Below are 17627 nucleotides of genomic sequence, written 5' to 3'. Positions count from 1 at the left end.
GCTGACGCGGGCCGGAACGAAGGAGGACGCGTGCTGCTCGGGCTACCCAGTCATCTCGCTCCTCAGAGTTCGGGTCGCGCGATCGCACGCTCCTGTCACGCCATCGCCATGATGCTGCTCATCGCGGCGGCGGTCGTCCTGAGCGCCGTGCAGCTGTCCCGGCCCGCCCTGATCCTGTGGCCGGCGCTCCTGGCGCTCGTGCCGATGTTCGCGTTGATCCTGCTCATCGAGAAGGTCCGGTCGACGGCGTCGACCGTCGCGTACCTCGTGATCGGCGGCGCCTCGGTCTACGTCTACGCGGTCGCGGTGCTCTCGCAGATCGCGAGCGTCCAATCGTCTGACGCGTTCAGCCTCTCGCTGCCCAAGCTCGCCCTCGTCATGGTCGGCGGCAGCGGCCTCTATGCCAGCCGCGGCCCGCTCTGGGCGACGTTCGGCCTGGTCGCCGGCGAGATCGCCACGCAGATCGCGACGATGCAGACGCACGCCCAGCCGAAGGTCGACGTCACGACCCTGCTCGGCTACATCCTCATCGTCGCGACGATGGGCGGAAGCCTCGTCGCCCGAGAGCGCGCAAAGCGGGTGCAGCCGAACCTCCACCGCGCGGCCCGCGACGTGCAGATGTCGGGGGTCCGCTTCGAGATCGAGCAGCAGGCGTCGGCTCTCGTGCATGACACGGTCCTGAGCCACCTGGCCGCGCTCTCGCTGGCGAAGCCCGGCCGCCTCGACCCCGAGCTCGTCTCCGCGATGGAGCACGACCTCGAGGTCCTCATCGGCCAGGAGTGGCTCAACGAGGCCGCTGCCGGCCTCACCTCCTCCCAGGTGGACTGGGAGGCGACAGAGCTCTACTCGGCGATCGGCAAGTCGATCGACGCCGGTCTCGACGTCGCCGTCACCGGCGACGTGCTGGCCGTGGTCCGCCTGAACTCGGTCCGGGGCCGTGCCCTCGCGCTGGCAGTCGCGCAGTGCCTGGCCAACGTGCAGAAGCACTCCGGCACCGACAGGGCCGAGGTCGTCGTCTTCGGCTCGGGCTCCGACGTCTCGGTCATGGTCATCGACAACGGCGTGGGCTTCACCGAGAGCGAGACGCCCCGCGACCGCCTCGGCGTCAAGAACTCCATCCGCGCGCGAATCGAGCGCGTCGGCGGGGTCGTCCAGATCTGGTCGTCTCCCGGCAGCGGCACCTCGGTCATGATCGACCTCCCGGCCGAGCCCGCCGCGGCATCCGAGACCGCGCCGAGGGGCGACGTCCCGACCATCGCCCGCTCGGCGGAGGACGCCGCATGAGCGATCGCGAGGCCACCGCCCAGCAGGTCGATCCGCTGGGCGCCCTGAACATGCGTCCGGTGACGGTCGTCATCGCCCTGTTCGCCGTCGCCCTCGCGATAGGCCGGACTCTGACTCAGGTCGACGAGGTCATGCGCGACGGCTTCTCGATCATGTCGATCGTCTTCGTCGTCATCGCAGCCGCGACCCTCATCGTCGCGTCGAGCCCCCTCCGAGCCCCGCTCCGCCGCACGCGCTTCGTGGCCGTCGTCGCCTGCGGCGTGCTCGGCATGCTGCTCGCCGCGGTGGCCACGGCGGGCCACGACGTCATGGTGCGCGACGACTGGGGGAGCACCGTCATCGGCCTCCTCATCCTGGCGTGCGCCCCGTACCGCCCCGGCCGCGATCTGCTCGTCGCCACGGTCGTCTCGGCCGTCGCCGTCGGCATCGTCGTGCTCCTCGAGGCGCCGACCTTCGCCACGCAGGCGCCCGCCCTCGTCTTCGTCGCCGTCGGCGTCACGCCGGTCGTCGCGCTCGGCGTCGGCAGCGCCGTCTACTCGGCCAACTTCGTGCGGCAGGTCAGCCAGTGGACCGACCGCGCCGAGTCCCTGACCGCCGAGCGCGCCTCCGAGGTGCGCTCGGGCATCGCCCGTTCTGTCCAGCAGGATCGCGTCACCGGTCTCAACCGCGACGTCGTCCCGTTCTTCACGTCTCTGGTGGAGCGCGGCGAGGTCACCGACGCCGACACCCGCCGCGCCGGCGAGGTGGCCACGCTGATCCGAGAGCGGATCGTGGCCGACGCCGACCGCAGCTGGCTCGAGCAGGCCCTGCTCGACGTCTGCCCCAACGGCGAGGCGGGCACTGTCGTCGACCGCTCCCGGCTCGCCGACCACATGACCACCGACCAGCGGACAGCCGTCCGCGCGATCGTGAACGCGATGTCCGTCGACGACGCCACTCGCACCTCCAGCCTGGGGATCGTCCTCCACGACGACGCCCCTCTCGTCCGGGCGCTCCTCCGCGTGGAGAGCACCTCGACGGACGCTGCCGCCAGGCAGCACTTCGCCCCCTACTTCGCCGTCCTCCGCATCCTGTTCCGCGACCTCCAGGTCGATGTGAACGGCTCCTTCCTCACATTAAGGTTCTCCTATGACCAGCACTGACCCGACGGGCAGCAACACTCTCCGGTCGAGTTCGTCGCGGCCCCTCCCCGTCGCCTCCTGGAACTCGCTCGCCCCCGAAGCGCCCTCGCAGCGTCGAGTGCGACTGGCCATCCTCGACGACCACGAGGTGCTCCTCGACAGCCTGTCGAGCTGGATCAACGTCAACGCGTACGACTTCGACCTCGTGCTGACGGCTCACACCTGGCTCCAGCTGGTGCACAGCGACAACTTCCCGACCGACCTGGTCTTCCTCGACTTCCAGCTCAAGGAGCCGGTGTCGATCGAGGCCCGAGTGCGCACCTGCCGTGCCGCCGGAGCCAAGGTCGTCGTGCTGTCCAGCCTCGACACCCGCGAGTCGCGCGAGCGCGCCCTCGACGCCGGGGCCTCGGCCTTCCTCAGCAAGGCGCTGCCGATGCGCGAGGTCATGGACGCCGCCCGCCAGGTCATGGGCGTCGCCCGCGACAACGCCCCGCAGCGCGACTGGCGCCCGCTCCCGGTGGGCGCGGCCAACCAGAGCCGCCCCAAGCTCAGCGCCGGCGAGGCAGAGGCCTTCCGCCTGTACGTATCGGGCTTCTCGACCAACGAGGTCGCCCAGCAGATGAACGTGCAGTACGAGACCGCCAAGACCTACCTGCGCCGCGTCCGCGAGAAGTACGCGAAGGCGAACCGCCCCGCGTCGAAGAAGGCCGAGCTCATCAGGCGAGCGGCCGAAGACGGCTACCTCCAGTAGCAGCCGACCGCGTCGGCCCGGCTACGCTTTCGGAGTGGCAAAACTCTACTTCCGCTACGGAGCCATGAACTCCGGCAAGAGCACCGCGCTCCTGCAGGCGGCCTACAACTACGAGGAGCGCGGTCAGCGCGTGCTCCTCGCCAAGCCCGACACCGACACGCGCGGCGATGATCAGATCGTCTCGCGTCTCGGCGTGACCCGGCGCACCGACTTCCTGGTCGGGGCCGGCGACGACCTGGCGGCCGTGTTCAGCGCCGCGAGACAGGGCGTCCGCGATGAGACGGGGCAGGAACTCGCCTGCCTCCTGGTCGACGAGGCGCAGTTCCTCTCCGCCGCCCAGGTCGACGACCTGCTGCGCATCGCCGTGCTCGACGACATCCCCGTGCTGGCGTACGGCATCCGCACCGACTTCCAGACGCGGGCCTTCGACGGCGCCGCGCGGCTCTTCGAGGTGTCGCACTCGCTCGAAGAGCTCAAGACGATCTGCCGCTGCGGGCGCAAGGCCATGTTCAACGCCCGGCTGATCGACGGCGCCTACGTCTTCGACGGCGACCAGGTCGCCATCGACGGCGCGACGGTCACGTACGAGCCGCTGTGCGGCTCGTGCTACCTCGAGGAGTCTGGCGGGCGCCTGGCCTGAGTCGCGGCCGCTACGGGGTGCTGGTCTGGATCTCGGAGCGTCCCGTGGAGTCGAGCACGCTCACGTGCGCCGTGGCGGTGCCGCCCGGCAGCGTGACACGGCACTCGAACGACGCGCCCACCGAGAGGGCGACGGTGGCCGGGCATCCGACCGTGGCGGCGATGCTCGTGTCGCCCTTGATTGCGGCCGTGAGCGCCGCCTGAGCCTGGGCCTGCGAGTAGAGGAGGGTTCCGTCGGCCTGGGGCGTGCCGATGACCGGGGTGGGGGCCCCGGCGGCGCTGTGGGCGATGGCGGAGGTGCCCGTTCCTGCGCCCGTCGTGCTCGAGGTCGTGGTGTGCGACCCGGCGCGCTCCAGACCGGCGAGGACGCCCACCGAGAGGGCCAGGCCGAACAGCGCCAGGAAGAGCAGCGCGAGGATGAGGGCCGCTACCGCGTGGGGCCGGCCGACCGGGGTGAGCCCGGAGGACTTCATCTGCGAAGCACGGACGAGACCCACGATCGACAGCGGGACGGCTGCGATGACGAGGCCGATCACCACGACGCCGACTCCCAGCTGCGCCAGGACTGCGATGGGGGAGGTGAGCAGTCGCTGAGTCGTGAGTGCAATCGACACGCCGTCGGTGATCAGAGTGATCAGCATGAACGTCAGCGCGAGGCGCGCGGGCTTGTTGCGGGGCTGGAGGGTGAAGGCGCCGGGGCGGGAGGCTCCGAAAGGGGATCCCGTGCCGTACACGGCGTGCTCCGGCGAGGCCGGCGCGTTGGCGATCCACGCGGCCGGCGTGTGCCAGCCGTCGCTCGGCGACGCGGGAGGTGTGGCGGTGGTGGCCAGCGGGTTCAGCGGCACGTAGGGCGATGATGCGGCGGCGGCCGGTGCGGCGACCGTCGGCTCGACGGACCCGGCCGGGGGAGTGCCCACGGCGACCGAGGGGAGGTTGCGGAGGCTGCGACGGCTGGGGAGCGCGGGCGACTGCGGGCGCGGCTGCGTGGCGGCACGCTGGGCGGCGGCGCGCTCTGCCGCTTCCCGTTCGGCGGCCGCGTGCTCCTCGACCTCGGCCGACGCCGGGGTCGATGCGGGAGCGGGGGTCGGGGCCGAGGCGGTCGGTACGGCGTCCAGGGTCTGGGCGGTCCACTGCGCGCCGTCCCACCAGCGGTAGGCCGCGGCGGCGCTCGGATCGGCGTACCAGCCGGCCCGCGGAGCGGTCGTCGTCGTGTCGGTCACTTGATCCCCCAGAGATGTGTGTCTGTTCAGAGTAGGGAGCGCGAGGGAGCCTCGGGCATCCCCAGTCCTGGTGTCGTGACGGCGGTCACTTCACGGTCAGGACCAGGGTTTTCGTCGTCCCGGACGAGATGTTCGACGTGCCCGCGTACGACGCCTTGAGCGAGTAGCGGCCGGCTTTCGCGAACTTCGGCAGGGTCAGGATCACCCGCCCCTTCTTCGACGACGGCAGCGTGTAGGTCTTGATCGTCTTGCCGCCTGCCTTCACGGTGAGCGTGCCGGTCGGCGCGGAGACACCGGTCGCGGAGACGGCGACCGTCAGCTTCGGCGTCGTCGAGCGGCTGACCTTCGTCGCGGCCAGGCTCGATCGCACGCTGGGCGCGGCCTTCTTCACCGTGACGGTCGTCGATCCCGAACTCGACGACGTCTCCGCACTGGCGTCGGCAGGCGTGAACGAGGCGGTCACCTTCTGGATGCCGGCGGAAGTGGTCGAGGGGAGGCGGTACGAGGCGCGTCCGTAGGCGTCGAGGGCCACGGTCGACACGGTCCTGCCGTTGCGGGAGAAGGTCACCGCGCCGTCGGCGGCGTCACCGCTGCCGTCTGCGAGCGTCACGGCCGCGGTGGCCGTCGCCGTCGTGGTCGACCCGTACGTCTGCGAGGCGCGGTTCAGTGCCAGCGTCGTCGTGGTCGCGACGCCGGCGACTCCCGGCCTGCCCGAGGGGGCGGAGGTCTTGTCTGCCGGAGCCGGCTCGTCGCCCGGCATCTCCGGCGCCGCGATGCTGACGGTCACGACAGCACCCGACGCAGGAGTCAGCGACTTCACGGCGATGGTGACGCCGGAGCCGTAGTCGGTGAAGCTCTGGCCGGCGTAGAGGCGCGTGTCGCGCCTGCTCGGGTCGCTCGCGGTGTCGGGCGAGGTGGCGAGGACGAACGTCGCCGGGTACGTGCCCGACTGGGCCGACCCGTCGAGGGTCCGCATGATCCGCACGATGCCGGTCGACGCGCTGCTGCCGAGCGAGCACTTCGTGTATCCGCCGTAGGCCTTGTCGCAGTTCTGCAGGTAGCCGCCGAACTCGGCGTCGGTCGAGTCGCCGCCCGCCTTCGTGCGGTACTCGACGTAGTAGACGGCGCCGGTCACGGGGTCGGTGACCTGCAGCGACCGGCTGCCGGACGAGCCGCTGAGCGGAGCCACCGTGAAGGTCTGCGTGCTGCCGGCGGTGTCGTCGGCCTCCACGTCGGAGAGATAGCCCGCGAGCGAGCGCTGGACGCTCGAGAGCCCGGGCCGGGCGCCCTTGAGCGAGTAGCCCATGATGTCGGAGTAGTCGCCGTACTCGAGCACCGGGCAGAGCACCGAGTCGTTCTTCTCGTCGGCGTAGGCGAAGTCGCTGCCGAGGCCGTCGAACTCCGTCGAGGAGCGGCAGATCGCCGAACCCGAGTGCTTGAAGCCGAGGTTGTGGCCGAACTCGTGCAGCAGCACAGGAACCCCGTACGTCTGATCGCCGCCGTTGCCGCTGAAGATCTCGCCGCCGAGGCCGCCGACCGTGCCGAATGCCTGCGTTCCGCACGCCTCCTTGCTGAGGGCGATCAGGTGCTTGTGCGTGCCCTGCCAGCTGTAGTTCGCGAAGGCGCCCTTGAACGCGGTCTTCGCAACGCCGTCGAGGGCGGCGCCCGGGTCGGAGCACGTCGAGAGGCCGAGCGAGTCGTCCTCGATGCCGCCGAGCTGGATGTCGACGGTGTGCGAGGACTGCTCCCACCAGTAGTCGTGCATCGACGCCACGGCCGCCTTGATGGTGGCGTCGTCGACCTCGTCGTCGCCGTTCGTGTCGTCCTTGGTCGAGGTGGTCACCGCGAGTCGGCTGACGTAGACGGTCTCGACGGTGACACCGGTGCTGGTGCTGTCCGTGGTGCTGTGCGTCGTCGACCTGGGCGTCCTCAGACGGGACGCAGGAACTGCCGGAACGGTCACTTCGTCGTTCGACAGGTCGACCGTGTGCGTCGGGGCCGCCGTCGTCGCGGCGTACGCCGCCGGGCCCGGCGTCCCCGCGTCGATCGCGCCCAGCGCCACGGCCCCCGCGCAGAGGACGGCGAGCAGAGTGGCGGGGCGGCGGCGTGCAGGCAAGGCGGGCTCTTTCGGATCGGCCCCGCGTCTCAGGGCAACCCGCCTACTCCACCATCTGGCAGCCGTCGGCCCCAGACCCACTCCGGGTCGCCCGCGTCCGGGGGCCACCTGCTCTGCGGGCACGACCGCCACGCGCCGGCGGGCAAAGCACGCGTGCGACGGTGATGACCGCCATGGGCCGGAGCGAGCGCCAGCGAGCAACGGCATGCGCCGAGAGGCGCCAGACAAGCACCGCGCGAAATCCCGGGCGCGCCGCCCGAAGGCCACCGAGGATGACCGCCATGGGCCGGAGCGAGCGCCAGCGAGCAACGGCATGCGCCGAGAGGCGCCAGACAAGCACCGAAACAAAAACGGCTAGACCCAAGGGTCTAGCCATTTTTGTTTCGTCGGGGTAGCGGGATTCGAACCCACGACCTCCTCGTCCCGAACGAGGCGCGCTACCAAGCTGCGCCACACCCCGATGGTGTGTGTCGCCCTTCAGAACCCGGGGGCCCGAGGGACTCCACTACTTTAGCCCATGTTCGGAGGCGTCAATGTCACGAGGACCGCCTCGGGGGCGCAGGCGAAGCGGAACGGCGCGTAGATCGAGGTCCCGATGCCGGCCGAGACCTCCAGCTGGGCGGTCTTGAACGCGTGCGTCCACGTGCTGAGGCCGGCGACCTGCTTGCGCGGGATGTCGCAGTTGGTGACGAGCGCGCCGTAGCCGGGCACGCAGACCTGGCCGCCGTGGGTGTGCCCGGCGAAGATCAGCTCGGCGCCGTTGGTGACGAACGAGTTGAGCACGCGCTGGTAGGGGGCGTGGGTGAGGCCGATGGTGAACGGCGCCGGGCCGTCTTCATCCTGCCAGCCGACGTTCTCGCGGAGGTCGTCGAGGGCTCCGGGGATGCGCTCGAGGTGGTCCCAGTCGCGGTGGGCGTCGTTCACGCCGAACAGCTCGAGGCGGTTGCCCTTCACCTCGAGGGCGCGCGCGGTGTTGTCGAGGTCGAGCCAGCCGAGCGATTCGAAGAAGCCGGTGAGGCGCTCGTTGTCGAGGGCGACCGGCTTGGCGCCGGCGCGGCTGGGCCCGCCGAAGTAGGTCAGCGGGCTCTTGAACTTCGGTGCGATGTAGTCGTTCGAGCCGTGCACGAACACGCCGGGCACGTCACGGAACGGCTCGAGCGCGTACTCGACGGCGTCGTACGCGTCGACGTGGCCGAGGTTGTCGCCGGTGTTGACGATCAGGTCGGGCTCGAGGCCCGCGAGGCCTCGAATCCACTCCTGCTTGTCGGTCTGCCACGGCGCCATGTGGATGTCGGAGAGGTGCAGGACGGCGAGGGGCCGTGATCCTGCGGGCAGGATCGGCAGCACCTCGCGACGCACGGCGTAGCGGTTGCGCTCCACGAGGGCCCCGTAGGCGAAGGCGCCGGCCGCCCCGACGGCGGCGAGGGTCGCCGCCGACAGCGAGAGGTCGGCCGTGCGGGCGCGGCTCACGAGCAGTTCCCGGGGTCTCTGCCGCTCTTGCCGCCGCCCACGGTCAGTGCGATCGCGGAGTCCTTCGCGGCTGAGGCGCCGTCGCCGGGGTTCGACGACACGACGTCGCACTTCTGGTCGTCGTCGCTCTTGGCGAACCCGGTGGTCACCTTGGAGGTGTCGAACCCGGCGTCCTCCAGGTCGCCGAGGGCGTCCTTCAGGCTCTTGCCGCTGAGCTCGGGCACGGTGGCCGCCTGCGATCCGTCGCTGGTGTAGACGGTGACGTTGCCGCCGTTCGGCACGAGGCTGCCTTCGCCCGGGCTCGTTCCTGCGACATGGCCCTCGGGCTGGCTCGACGCCTGGGTGCCGCCGTCGACGTAGTTCAGGCCGACGCCGCTCAGGAGGTTCTTCGCCGCGTCGACGCTGTTTCCCGTCAGAGCGGGCACCTTGACGCCGTTGCCGGTCGCGAGGTTGCCCGACGGAATCGGGAAGGCCGTGCCCGGGTAGACGGTGTTGTTGAGACCCTGGACGGCCTTGAAGAGGCCGCTTCGGCTCGTCGCCAGCGTGCCCTGGCCGTAGACCGGGCTGGAGTACTGGCGCAGGCTGTGGCGCTGGCCGGACGTGTCGCCCATCCAGGTGACCGTGGTCAGAGCCGTGGTCGAGCCGTTCAGCCAGATCTGGTCGGCGTCGTCGGTGGTGCCCGTCTTGCCGAACTCGGGGGTGGCGTCGGGGAGTGCACCCGAGGCCGTGCCGCCGCCCTGGAAGACGCCCTGCATCGCCGAGATGGCGGTGGCTGCGACGTCGGGGTCGACGACCTGCTGGCAGTCGCTCTTCTGGCCGGCGACCGACTTGCCGTCGGGCGTCGTCACCTTGTCGACGACGATCGACGGGCAGTAGACGCCCTTGTTGGCGATGGCCGCGTACGCGGTGGCCATCGTGAGCGGTGCGATGTTGTTCGTGCCGAGGAACGACGACGTGTTGTCTTTCAGCTCGGCGCCGGTGGCCGTGTGCACGCCGAGCTTCTGGGCGACGTCGCGGATGTCGGCGAGGTCGAGCTGCTGCGCCATGCTGGCGTACGCGACGTTGACCGAGGCGGCCGTGGCGGTCTTGACCGTCATGTAGCCGGAGATGTAGCCCTCGTCGTTCTTGGGCTTGTAGCCCTGCGGGAACTCGCCGTCGACGGTCGAGTAGGTTCCGCCGTCGACGGTCATCGTCGGGAACGTGCGCGGAGTGGCGTCGACGAGCTCGTTGATACCGTGCCCCTTCTCGAGCCAGTCGAGCAGCGTGAACATCTTGTACGTGGATCCGACCTGGAAGCCCTGCGACGACCCGTACTTCGTGTCGACCGAGTAGTTCAGGTAGGTGTTGGGGCCCGTCAGCGAGGCGCTGGCGTCGGTCGTGAGGTTCTTGTTCTGGGTCATGACGACCACGCGGCCGGTGCCCGGCTCGACCGAGTCGACGACGCCGCCGAGCGGAAACTGCGAGAACGTGGCGGGGGCCCACTGGTCGATCTGGCCCTTGGCGTTCGCCGTCAGATCGAGGTTGATCGTCGTGTGGACCTTGTAGCCGCCGGTGTTCCAGTTCTTGGTGCGGGCGGCGTCCGAGCCGCCGAGGAACGCGTACGACTTGATCATCTCGGGGGAGGTGACGTAGTCGCAGAACTGCTGGGCGCCGCCGGCGGTGACCGCGGCGCACCCCTGGACGGCCGGCGTCAGCTTCACCGAGTCGCCGACCTTGGTCTCGAGGCCGCGCTTGAGCGTGTCGGCCGTGATGTAGCCCTGGGCCTCCATGGCCTTCAGGATCACATTGCGGCGCGCGACGTTGTTCTTGTAGTTCTTCGGCGTCGACAGATCGCGGCTCTCGGGGTACTGCACGATCGCGATCAGGCTGGCCGCCTGCGTCGGCGTCAGGCTCTTGGCGCTCTTGTTGTAGTAGTGCTGAGCCGCGGCCTGAACGCCGTACGTCTGATCGCCGAAGTAGGCGATGTTCAGGTAGGCGAGGAGGATCTCGTCTTTGGAGTACTTCTTCTCGAGCCCGATCGCGTACTTCATCTCCTGGAGCTTGCGCGAGACGGTGACCTCTTTGGCGTCCTTGATGGCGGCGGCCTGCTTCTTGGGGTCCTTGATGTCCTGCGCCTGGGCGAGACGGATGTTGCGGACGAGCTGCATCGTCAGGGTCGAGCCACCGCCCGACTCGCCGAGTCCGCCGCTGAGCGAGCCGACGCCCGCGCGCACGATGCTGGTGAGGTCGACGCCGCCGTGCTGGTAGAAGCGCTTGTCCTCGCCGGCGACGACCGCGTGCTTCAGGTTCGGCGACACTTCATCCCACTTGAGGTTGACGCGGTTCTGCGAGTAGATGGTCGCGAACGGCACCTGCTTGCCGCCGGATTCGCCGTACAGCGTGTTGCGCTGCTGCAGCTGGCCGATGGAGATGTACTCGGGGAGGCTTTCGAAGATCCCGATCGACGACGACGCCGTCACGCTCGAGACCGCGAGGGCCGGCGTCACTCCGATGGTGACGAGGAGGCCGGCGAGGGCGCTGAAACCGACGAAGCCGAACACGGCTCCGACGACAGACGTGGGCCTCTTTTTTTGGGCAGACATAGGATCAGGGTAAGTGATCGACCGACACAACTGACTGAACGGACACCCAATATGGTCCTCTGGGAGTACTTCACAGCCCCCCTCATCGTGCACAACACGACAGCCATCCTGAACAACTTCGGGTCGGAGGGATGGGAGCTCGTCCAGGTTCTCCAGACGCCCGAGGGTGGCCTCGTCGCCTATCTTAAGCGCCCCGTGCAGGCCGCCTGATGGGCGCGATCGACGATCGCCTGGCCGAGCTCGGCATCACCATCCCCGACGTCGCCGCCCCGGCGGGCGCCTACGTTCCGGCGATCCTGGTGGGCACGACCGTCTACACGGCGGGCCAGCTGCCCTTCGTCGACGGGGCCCTGCCTGCCACCGGCAAGGTCGGGGCCGAGGTCGACGCGGAGGACGCACACGGCTACGCGCGCCAGGCCGTCCTGAACGCGCTCGCCGCGGCCAGGAGCGTGATCGGCGACCTCGACCGCGTCACGCAGATCGTCAAGGTGACCGGGTTCGTCGCCTCCGACCCCGCTTTTACGGGCCAGCCCGGCGTCATCAACGGCGCCTCGAACGTGCTCGGCGAGATCTTCGGCGATGCGGGCAGGCACGCGCGCAGCGCGGTCGGCGTCGCGGTGCTGCCCCTGGACTCTCCCGTCGAAGTGGAGATCATCCTCGAGATCGAGTGATCGGTGGCGGCTCGGGACGACGCCGGACGACCGAGGCGTGTCCGAGGTCCGGCGCCGGAGCGCGTCGCCGCGCTGAAGAACAGCGGCTCGGGACGACGCCGGAGCGCGTCGCCGCGCTACAGCGCAGCGGAGATGACCGTCATCACGCTGGTGTCGGCGAGGGTGGTCGTATCGCCGACCTCGCGCCCCTCGGCGACGTCGCGGAGCAGCCGCCGCATGATCTTGCCCGATCTCGTCTTGGGCAGTTCCTGCACGATCATGACGGTCTTGGGCTTCGCGATCGCCCCGATCTCGTGGCCGACGTGGGCGCGGAGGGCGGCGACCGCGTCTTCGGGGCTCATCGAGTCGACCTGCGAGGTGCGCAGGATCACGAACGCCACGACGGCCTGGCCGGTCGTCTCGTCGGCAGCGCCGACCACCGCGGCCTCGGCGACGAGCGGGTGCGACACGAGCGCCGACTCGATCTCGGCGGTCGAGAGGCGGTGGCCCGACACGTTCATGACGTCGTCGACGCGCCCGAGCAGCCAGATGTCTCCGTCGTCGTCCTTGCGGGCGCCGTCGCCGGCGAAGTAGTAGCCCTTGTCGGCGAACTTCTCCCAGTAGGTCTCCCTGTAGCGGTCGGGGTCGCCCCAGATGCCGCGGAGCATCGACGGCCAGGGCTCGGTGATGACGAGCAGCCCGCCCTCGCCGCGGCCGACCGGCTCGCCGTGGTCGTCGACGACGTCGATCGCGACCCCCGGGAGCGGCACCTGCGCCGCGCCCGGCTTCAGCGTCGTGATGCCGGGGAGCGCGGAGATCATGATCGACCCGGTCTCGGTCTGCCACCAGGTGTCGACGATCGGCGTGATGCCGCCGCCGATGACGTCGCGGTACCAGACCCACGCCTCGGGGTTGATCGGCTCGCCCACGCTGCCCAGCAGCCGGAGCGACGACAGGTCGCGCGACGCGGGGATCTGCCGGCCGGCCTTCATGAAGCCGCGGATCGCCGTCGGGGCCGCGTAGAAGAGCGTGACCCCGTACTTCTCGATGATGTCCCACCAGCGGCCCGGCTCAGGGCTGTCGGGGGTGCCCTCGTAGATGACCTGGGTCGCGCCGTTGGCCAGCGGGCCGTAGACGACGTAGGTGTGGCCGGTGATCCAGCCGATGTCGGCCGTCGACCAGTACACGTCGGTGTCGGCGTGGAGGTCGAAGACGTTGCGGTGCGAGTATGCGGCGCCCGTCAGGTACCCGCCGGAAGTGTGCAGGATCCCCTTCGGCTTCCCGGTCGTGCCGGAGGTGTACAGGATGAAGAGGGGGTGCTCCGCCGGGAAGGCCTGTGCGACGTGGTCGTCGCCGCTTCGTGCGATCGCATCGTGCCACCAGAGGTCGCGACCGTCGTGCCAGTCGACGGGGTTCTCGCCGCGCTTGACGACGATCACCGTGTCGACGGTGCTCGCGCCGTGCAGCGCCTCGTCGAGGGCCTCGTCGACCGCGGGCTTGAGCGGCGACACCGCGCCCTTGCGCCACCCGCCGTCGGCCGTGATGACCACCTTGGCTCCCGCATCGTCGACGCGGGCCCGGATGCTCTCGGCACTGAATCCGCCGAAGACGACGGAGTGGATCGCGCCGATACGCGCCACGGCCAGCATCGAGATGACGGCCTCGGGGATGAGCGGGAGGTAGATGACGACGCGGTCGCCCTCCGTGACCCCCAGGTCGAGCAGCATGTTCGCTGCGCGCTTGACCTCGCGAGTGAGCTCCGCGTACGTCAGGGTGCGGGTGTCGCCCGGCTCGCCCTCCCAGTGGATGGCGACGCGGTCGCCCAGACCTGCCTCGACGTGACGGTCGAGGCAGTTGTAGGCGACGTTGAGAGCGCCGTCGTCGAACCACTTCGCGAACGGCGGGTTCGACCAGTCGAGCACGCGAGTGAACGGCTTCGACCAGGTGACGAGCTCGCGCGCCTGGTCTGCCCAGAACCCCAGACGGTCGGCTGCGGCTCGCTCGGCCAGCGCCGGAGTCGCGACGGCCTGCCCGGTGAAGGCCTCGTCGGGGGCGAATCGGCGGGTCTCCACGAGGAGGTTGTCGATGTTGTCGGGCATGGGCGTCCTTTCGCATCATTGCGAGGTCTGATCGGCGTGCTCCGGATGACGCTACTCCGGCTCCGGATGCGTTCAGTTGCGACCTCGCCGGGGCGCGCGGAAAGCGGTCGCCGTGCCGGGCGGAAGGCGGTCGAGAATGTCGCTTGCGTGCAGGACGGTTTGGGGTACACTCAATGCAGTCGGATTCGTTCCGGCTGGCGGCGCTACCGATTCCCCCCAATCGCGCGCTGCCGTGGCGGCACCCGTTCCCCCCAACTGGTGCCGCCCCTCTCTTTTTAACCCGACGGGTTTCGTCCCTCACCCGTTCGGCGTCCTGCTCGGTCGTCTCCGGGTGTCGGCGAATTGGCTGGACGACCACTCAGCCGTCTTCCTCTCCACAGGCCCCAGATCCCCGCGGAATCGCGGCGGCGCCTGGGGATGACGCCTCCGTGGCCGCTCCGCCGACCTACGGTCGGCTATGGCCAGCGCACAGCCCCGATCCCCTGACGATCCCGCACCCTCGACGAGTGACGGGTCACCCGTTCGATTCGTGCCCTCACCCGCCGATGCGGCCTCCGTGCTTCGGGGGACGACCGATCAGATCGGGGTACGATTCGGGGTACGTCGTGCTGTACCCCGTCAGTTCGGTGCGCTGACCCCGCTGGTGGCTGCCGAGGGTGTCACCGACGTCTTCGTGAATGCCGGCGGCGAGGTCTGGACGACGGGCGACTCCGGGGCCGCGCGGGTTCGCGCGGCCGACCTCGACCCGGCCGAGGTGAGGCGCCTCGCCACCACGCTGATCGGGCTCGGCGGGCGCCATGTCGACGACAGCTCGCCCTTCGCCGACGTCCGACTCGCCGACGGTATCCGGGTCCACGCCGTCCTGCCGCCCGTGTCGCCCGGCGGCGCCCTGCTCTCGATCCGCGTCCCGGCGACGGCGCGGCTCGGCCTCGACGACCTCGAGCGCGGCGGCTTCTTCGACATCGTGCCGCGCGCCGAGCTGGCCGACCATGTGCGGAGGCGGTCGAATCTGCTGATCACCGGGGCCACCGGCAGCGGCAAGACGACCCTGCTCGGCGCGCTGCTCGCCCAGGCGCCGCCGACCGACCGGCTGGTCACGATCGAAGATGTGGCGGAGCTCCGGATCGCGCACCCGCACGTCGTCTCGCTGGAGGCCCGCCAGGCGAACGTCGAGGGGGCCGGGCGCATCGACCTCGCTCAGCTCGTCCGCGAGGCCCTGCGCATGCGGCCCGACCGCCTGATCGTGGGGGAGTGCCGCGGAGCCGAGCTGCGCGAGATGCTGTCGGCCCTCACGACCGGGCACGACGGCGGCTCCGGAACCCTCCATGCCAGCGGGGTGGAGGCGGTCGCCGCCCGACTCGAGTCGCTCGGGGCGCTCGCGGGCCTCGACCCGGAGGCCCTGGCACGGCAGGCGGTCGAGGCCTTCGACGTCGTCGTGCACGTCGCCGCGACGGCCGAGGGGCGGCGGGTCGAGGCCACGGCGACGCTCGAGCTCGACGGGCGCGGACGGCTGGTGGCGCGGCGCGAGAGGAGGGATCGGTGAGGTGGCGCCGAGTTCCTGCGCCCGAGGCCCTGTCGGCCGGCCCGGCGATGTCTCGGCTGGCCGCTCTGCTCGAGGCGGGCGTGGCTCCCGCGGTCGCGTGGCGCCATCTGGCCGACAGGGCGAGAGGGGCGCAGGAACTCCGCGTCCTGGCCGCCACCGCCGAGGCGACCGCCGCGGGAGGCTCCGGGGCGTCGGCTCTCGCCCGGGCGGTCGCGAGCGCGCCTCCCGAGGCGGTCGCCCGCGCCGAGTGGCTTCAGGTCGCGGCGGCGTGGCACGTCGCCGAGGCCACCGGAGCACCCCTGGCGGCCACGCTCCGCGCCGGCGCCGAAGCCGCCCGCGACCTCGCCCAGGCGCGACGGGAGGCGTCGGTCGCGGCTGCCAGCCCTCGCGCCACGGCGCGAATCGTGCTCGCACTGCCGGCCGTGGGAGTGCTGCTCGCCGTGCTCATGGGTGTCGACGCGCCGCGGGTGCTGTTCGCCACGCCGGCCGGGTGGATCTGCCTCGTCGGCGCGGGCCTGCTCGTCGGCGCCGCCCGGGCCTGGAACGCCAGGCTCTTCCGGGCCGCGGCCCCGCCCGACGGCATCCCGGGGCTCGAGCTCGACCTCGTCGCGATCGGCCTGTCGGGCGGCGGCGGGTGGGGGAGGGCGCGGGCCTGCGCCGCGTCGGCGCTGGAGGCCTTCTGTCCGGGGTCTGCGTCGGCTGCACCTGCTGCCTCGGTGCTGTCGGCCGCCTCCGCGCTGGACGACATCGAGGCGCTGTCGGTCGGGGCCGGCGTGCCGGGGGCGGCGCTGCTGCGGGGTGCCGCCGACGAGCTGCGGCGCGAGGCTCGCGCTCGGGCAGCCGCGGACGTCGAGCGGCTCGGCGTGCGGCTGATGCTGCCGCTCGGCATCTGCGTGCTGCCGGCGTTCGTGCTGGTCGGGGTGGTCCCCCTGGGGATCGCTCTCCTCAGGGGCGGGGCGTGAGGCGGGTTGTCCACAGATGCGGCGCCCGAGACCTGCGGCATCGCTCGGGTGGCGAGGCTGGGATCTCCCCAGTGAAAGGAATCGCATGACTCTCTCCCGTTCTCGTTCCCGTTCTCGCCTCCGCACCCGCCTTCGCCTGTTCGTCCGCGACGACACCGGCGCGGTGACCGCCGAGTACGCGATCGTCATCATGGCCGCCGTGGCGCTCGCCGGCACGCTCGTCACGATCCTGCGTTCGGGCCAGGTGAAGCAGGTCCTCCTCGATCTGGTGCAGCGTGCTCTCACCGTGGCGTGACGACGGGTCGGTCACCGTCGAGTTCGCTCTCGTGGCACCCGCTGTCGTGCTCCTGCTGGGCGGGGCGGCGAGCGTGCTCGGCGTGCTGGCCGGGGCCGTCGCGCTCGCCGATGCGGCCGGCGTGGTCGCGCGGGCCGAGGGCAGAGGAGACGAGGCCGCCGCGGCGTCCGCCGTTGCGCGACTCGTGCCCGACGCTCGGGTGGAGGTGAGCGGCGACGACCCGGTGTGCGTCCGGCTGTCGCGAACGGCGCCTCTGCCGCTGCTCGGCGCGCTCGTCCCGTTGGAGGCCCGCAGCTGCGCGGCGGGCGGAGGCGAGTGACCCGGGGCGTCTCGGCGGTGGTCGGGGACACCGGGTCGGCGTCGATCGCGTTGGTCGCCGTCGTCGCCTCCGTGGCCGTTCTGACCGCCGCGGGGGTGTCGGTGGCCGCTCGGCTCATCGACGGTCACGCCCTCGCCGCCGCGGCGGATGCCTCCGCCCTGGCCGCGGCTGATGTGGCATCCGGACGTTCGCCGGGTGTTCCCTGCGCGGCGGCCGAGCGCCTGGCGAGTGCCAACCGGGCTCGCGTCGATGCCTGCGCAATAGAAGGGGTCGTGGCGACCGTCCGCGTCGTCCGGGCGGGGGCACTCGGCGATCTGACGGCTACGGCGACTGCGGGGCCTCCGGGTTCCCCGCCAGGCCGAACGGTCGGCCGGCTCGGCACCGGTCCACGGCCCGCTCTCTGTCGGCGCAGAGGAATGAACGGCGAGACCCGGGCGCTGTGTGTGTATGGTGTGCCTGTCGGATGCACCGACACGGCGACGCACCGATCGCCTGGCGATGATGCCGTCGAGCATCCGGGCCGGCGCACGCTCTCCTCTATAAGACAGAGACACGAGCTCGTCGCAACCAAGTCGT

15 protein-coding genes and 1 tRNA gene are annotated in these 17627 nt (G+C 70.8%); 10 read left to right on the top strand and 6 right to left on the bottom strand.

All coding sequences use genetic code 11. From position 1 onward, the window contains the following. The first annotated feature begins 108 nt into the window (after nt 1-108). From AC07TY_RS14890 to AC07TY_RS14875, 4 genes are read left to right on the top strand one after another with little or no spacing between them, the layout of a single operon-like run. Nucleotides 109-1284: a sensor histidine kinase gene (locus AC07TY_RS14890; RefSeq protein ID WP_494785806.1), complete on the top strand. Its 1176-nt coding sequence runs from the start codon at nt 109-111 to the stop codon at nt 1282-1284. Next, the gene (locus AC07TY_RS14885) at nt 1281-2426 is read left to right on the top strand and encodes a hypothetical protein (protein ID WP_494785805.1); all 1146 of its coding nucleotides are present in this window, start codon (nt 1281-1283) and stop codon (nt 2424-2426) included. The genes AC07TY_RS14890 and AC07TY_RS14885 overlap by 4 nt, the downstream gene beginning before the upstream one ends. Continuing rightward, a complete protein-coding gene (locus AC07TY_RS14880) occupies nt 2413-3156 on the top strand; it encodes a response regulator transcription factor (RefSeq protein WP_123507372.1) in 744 nt (247 codons plus the stop codon). Before AC07TY_RS14885 ends, AC07TY_RS14880 begins: the two co-directional genes overlap by 14 nt. 34 nt (nt 3157-3190) lie before the next feature. Further along, nucleotides 3191-3796: a thymidine kinase gene (locus tag AC07TY_RS14875; protein WP_494785804.1), complete on the top strand. Its 606-nt coding sequence runs from the start codon at nt 3191-3193 to the stop codon at nt 3794-3796. 10 nt (nt 3797-3806) lie between these two features. On the opposite strand, the gene AC07TY_RS14870 is transcribed toward AC07TY_RS14875, so the two are convergent. From AC07TY_RS14870 to AC07TY_RS14850, 5 genes are all read right to left on the bottom strand, one after another. Then, complete coding sequence (locus tag AC07TY_RS14870; RefSeq protein ID WP_494785803.1) at nt 3807-5015, bottom strand: DUF2510 domain-containing protein; 1209 nt, start codon at nt 5013-5015, stop codon at nt 3807-3809. Nucleotides 5016-5100: 85 nt separating this feature from the next. Then, on the bottom strand, nt 5101-7131 hold the full coding sequence (locus AC07TY_RS14865; RefSeq protein WP_494785802.1) for a hypothetical protein: 2031 nt from the start codon (nt 7129-7131) through the stop codon (nt 5101-5103). Between the two features lie 386 nt (nt 7132-7517). Further along, a tRNA-Pro gene (locus AC07TY_RS14860) sits at nt 7518-7591 on the bottom strand. Nucleotides 7592-7641: 50 nt separating this feature from the next. Further along, on the bottom strand, nt 7642-8601 hold the full coding sequence (locus tag AC07TY_RS14855) for a metallophosphoesterase (RefSeq protein WP_123507364.1): 960 nt from the start codon (nt 8599-8601) through the stop codon (nt 7642-7644). Further along, entirely contained in the window at nt 8598-11183 is a 2586-nt protein-coding gene (locus tag AC07TY_RS14850; RefSeq protein WP_494785801.1) for a transglycosylase domain-containing protein, read from the bottom strand. The genes AC07TY_RS14855 and AC07TY_RS14850 overlap by 4 nt, the downstream gene beginning before the upstream one ends. Before the next feature lie 51 nt (nt 11184-11234). Here AC07TY_RS14850 and sp36 point away from each other — a divergent pair, with 51 nt between their 5' ends. Continuing rightward, on the top strand, nt 11235-11393 hold the full coding sequence (sp36, locus tag AC07TY_RS14845; RefSeq protein WP_199738302.1) for a Sp36 family protein: 159 nt from the start codon (nt 11235-11237) through the stop codon (nt 11391-11393). Further along, the gene (locus tag AC07TY_RS14840; RefSeq protein ID WP_123507360.1) at nt 11393-11854 is read left to right on the top strand and encodes a RidA family protein; all 462 of its coding nucleotides are present in this window, start codon (nt 11393-11395) and stop codon (nt 11852-11854) included. Before sp36 ends, AC07TY_RS14840 begins: the two co-directional genes overlap by 1 nt. A 116-nt stretch (nt 11855-11970) precedes the next feature. On the opposite strand, the gene acs is transcribed toward AC07TY_RS14840, so the two are convergent. Then, nucleotides 11971-13932 (bottom strand): acetate--CoA ligase, encoded by a 1962-nt coding sequence (acs, locus tag AC07TY_RS14835; RefSeq protein WP_488624420.1) that lies wholly within the window; start codon nt 13930-13932, stop codon nt 11971-11973. A 643-nt stretch (nt 13933-14575) separates the two neighbouring features. On the opposite strand from acs, the gene AC07TY_RS14830 reads away from it, so the two are divergent. From AC07TY_RS14830 to AC07TY_RS14815, 4 genes are all read left to right on the top strand, one after another. Beyond that, on the top strand, nt 14576-15475 hold the full coding sequence (locus AC07TY_RS14830) for a TadA family conjugal transfer-associated ATPase (RefSeq protein WP_488624419.1): 900 nt from the start codon (nt 14576-14578) through the stop codon (nt 15473-15475). Further along, nucleotides 15472-16437: a type II secretion system F family protein gene (locus tag AC07TY_RS14825; protein ID WP_494785800.1), complete on the top strand. Its 966-nt coding sequence runs from the start codon at nt 15472-15474 to the stop codon at nt 16435-16437. The genes AC07TY_RS14830 and AC07TY_RS14825 overlap by 4 nt, the downstream gene beginning before the upstream one ends. Nucleotides 16438-16522: 85 nt before the next feature. After that, complete coding sequence (locus AC07TY_RS14820) at nt 16523-16732, top strand: DUF4244 domain-containing protein (protein ID WP_494785799.1); 210 nt, start codon at nt 16523-16525, stop codon at nt 16730-16732. Then, entirely contained in the window at nt 16713-17051 is a 339-nt protein-coding gene (locus AC07TY_RS14815) for a TadE family protein (RefSeq protein ID WP_494785798.1), read from the top strand. The genes AC07TY_RS14820 and AC07TY_RS14815 overlap by 20 nt, the downstream gene beginning before the upstream one ends. The last annotated feature ends 576 nt before the right edge of the window (nt 17052-17627 follow it).

The sequence above is a fragment of the Frondihabitans sp. GW821-FHT04F02 genome, assembly GCF_059420045.1.
Note: the sequence above shows the minus strand (reverse complement) of the source record. Positions and strands in the feature narration are given on the sequence as shown.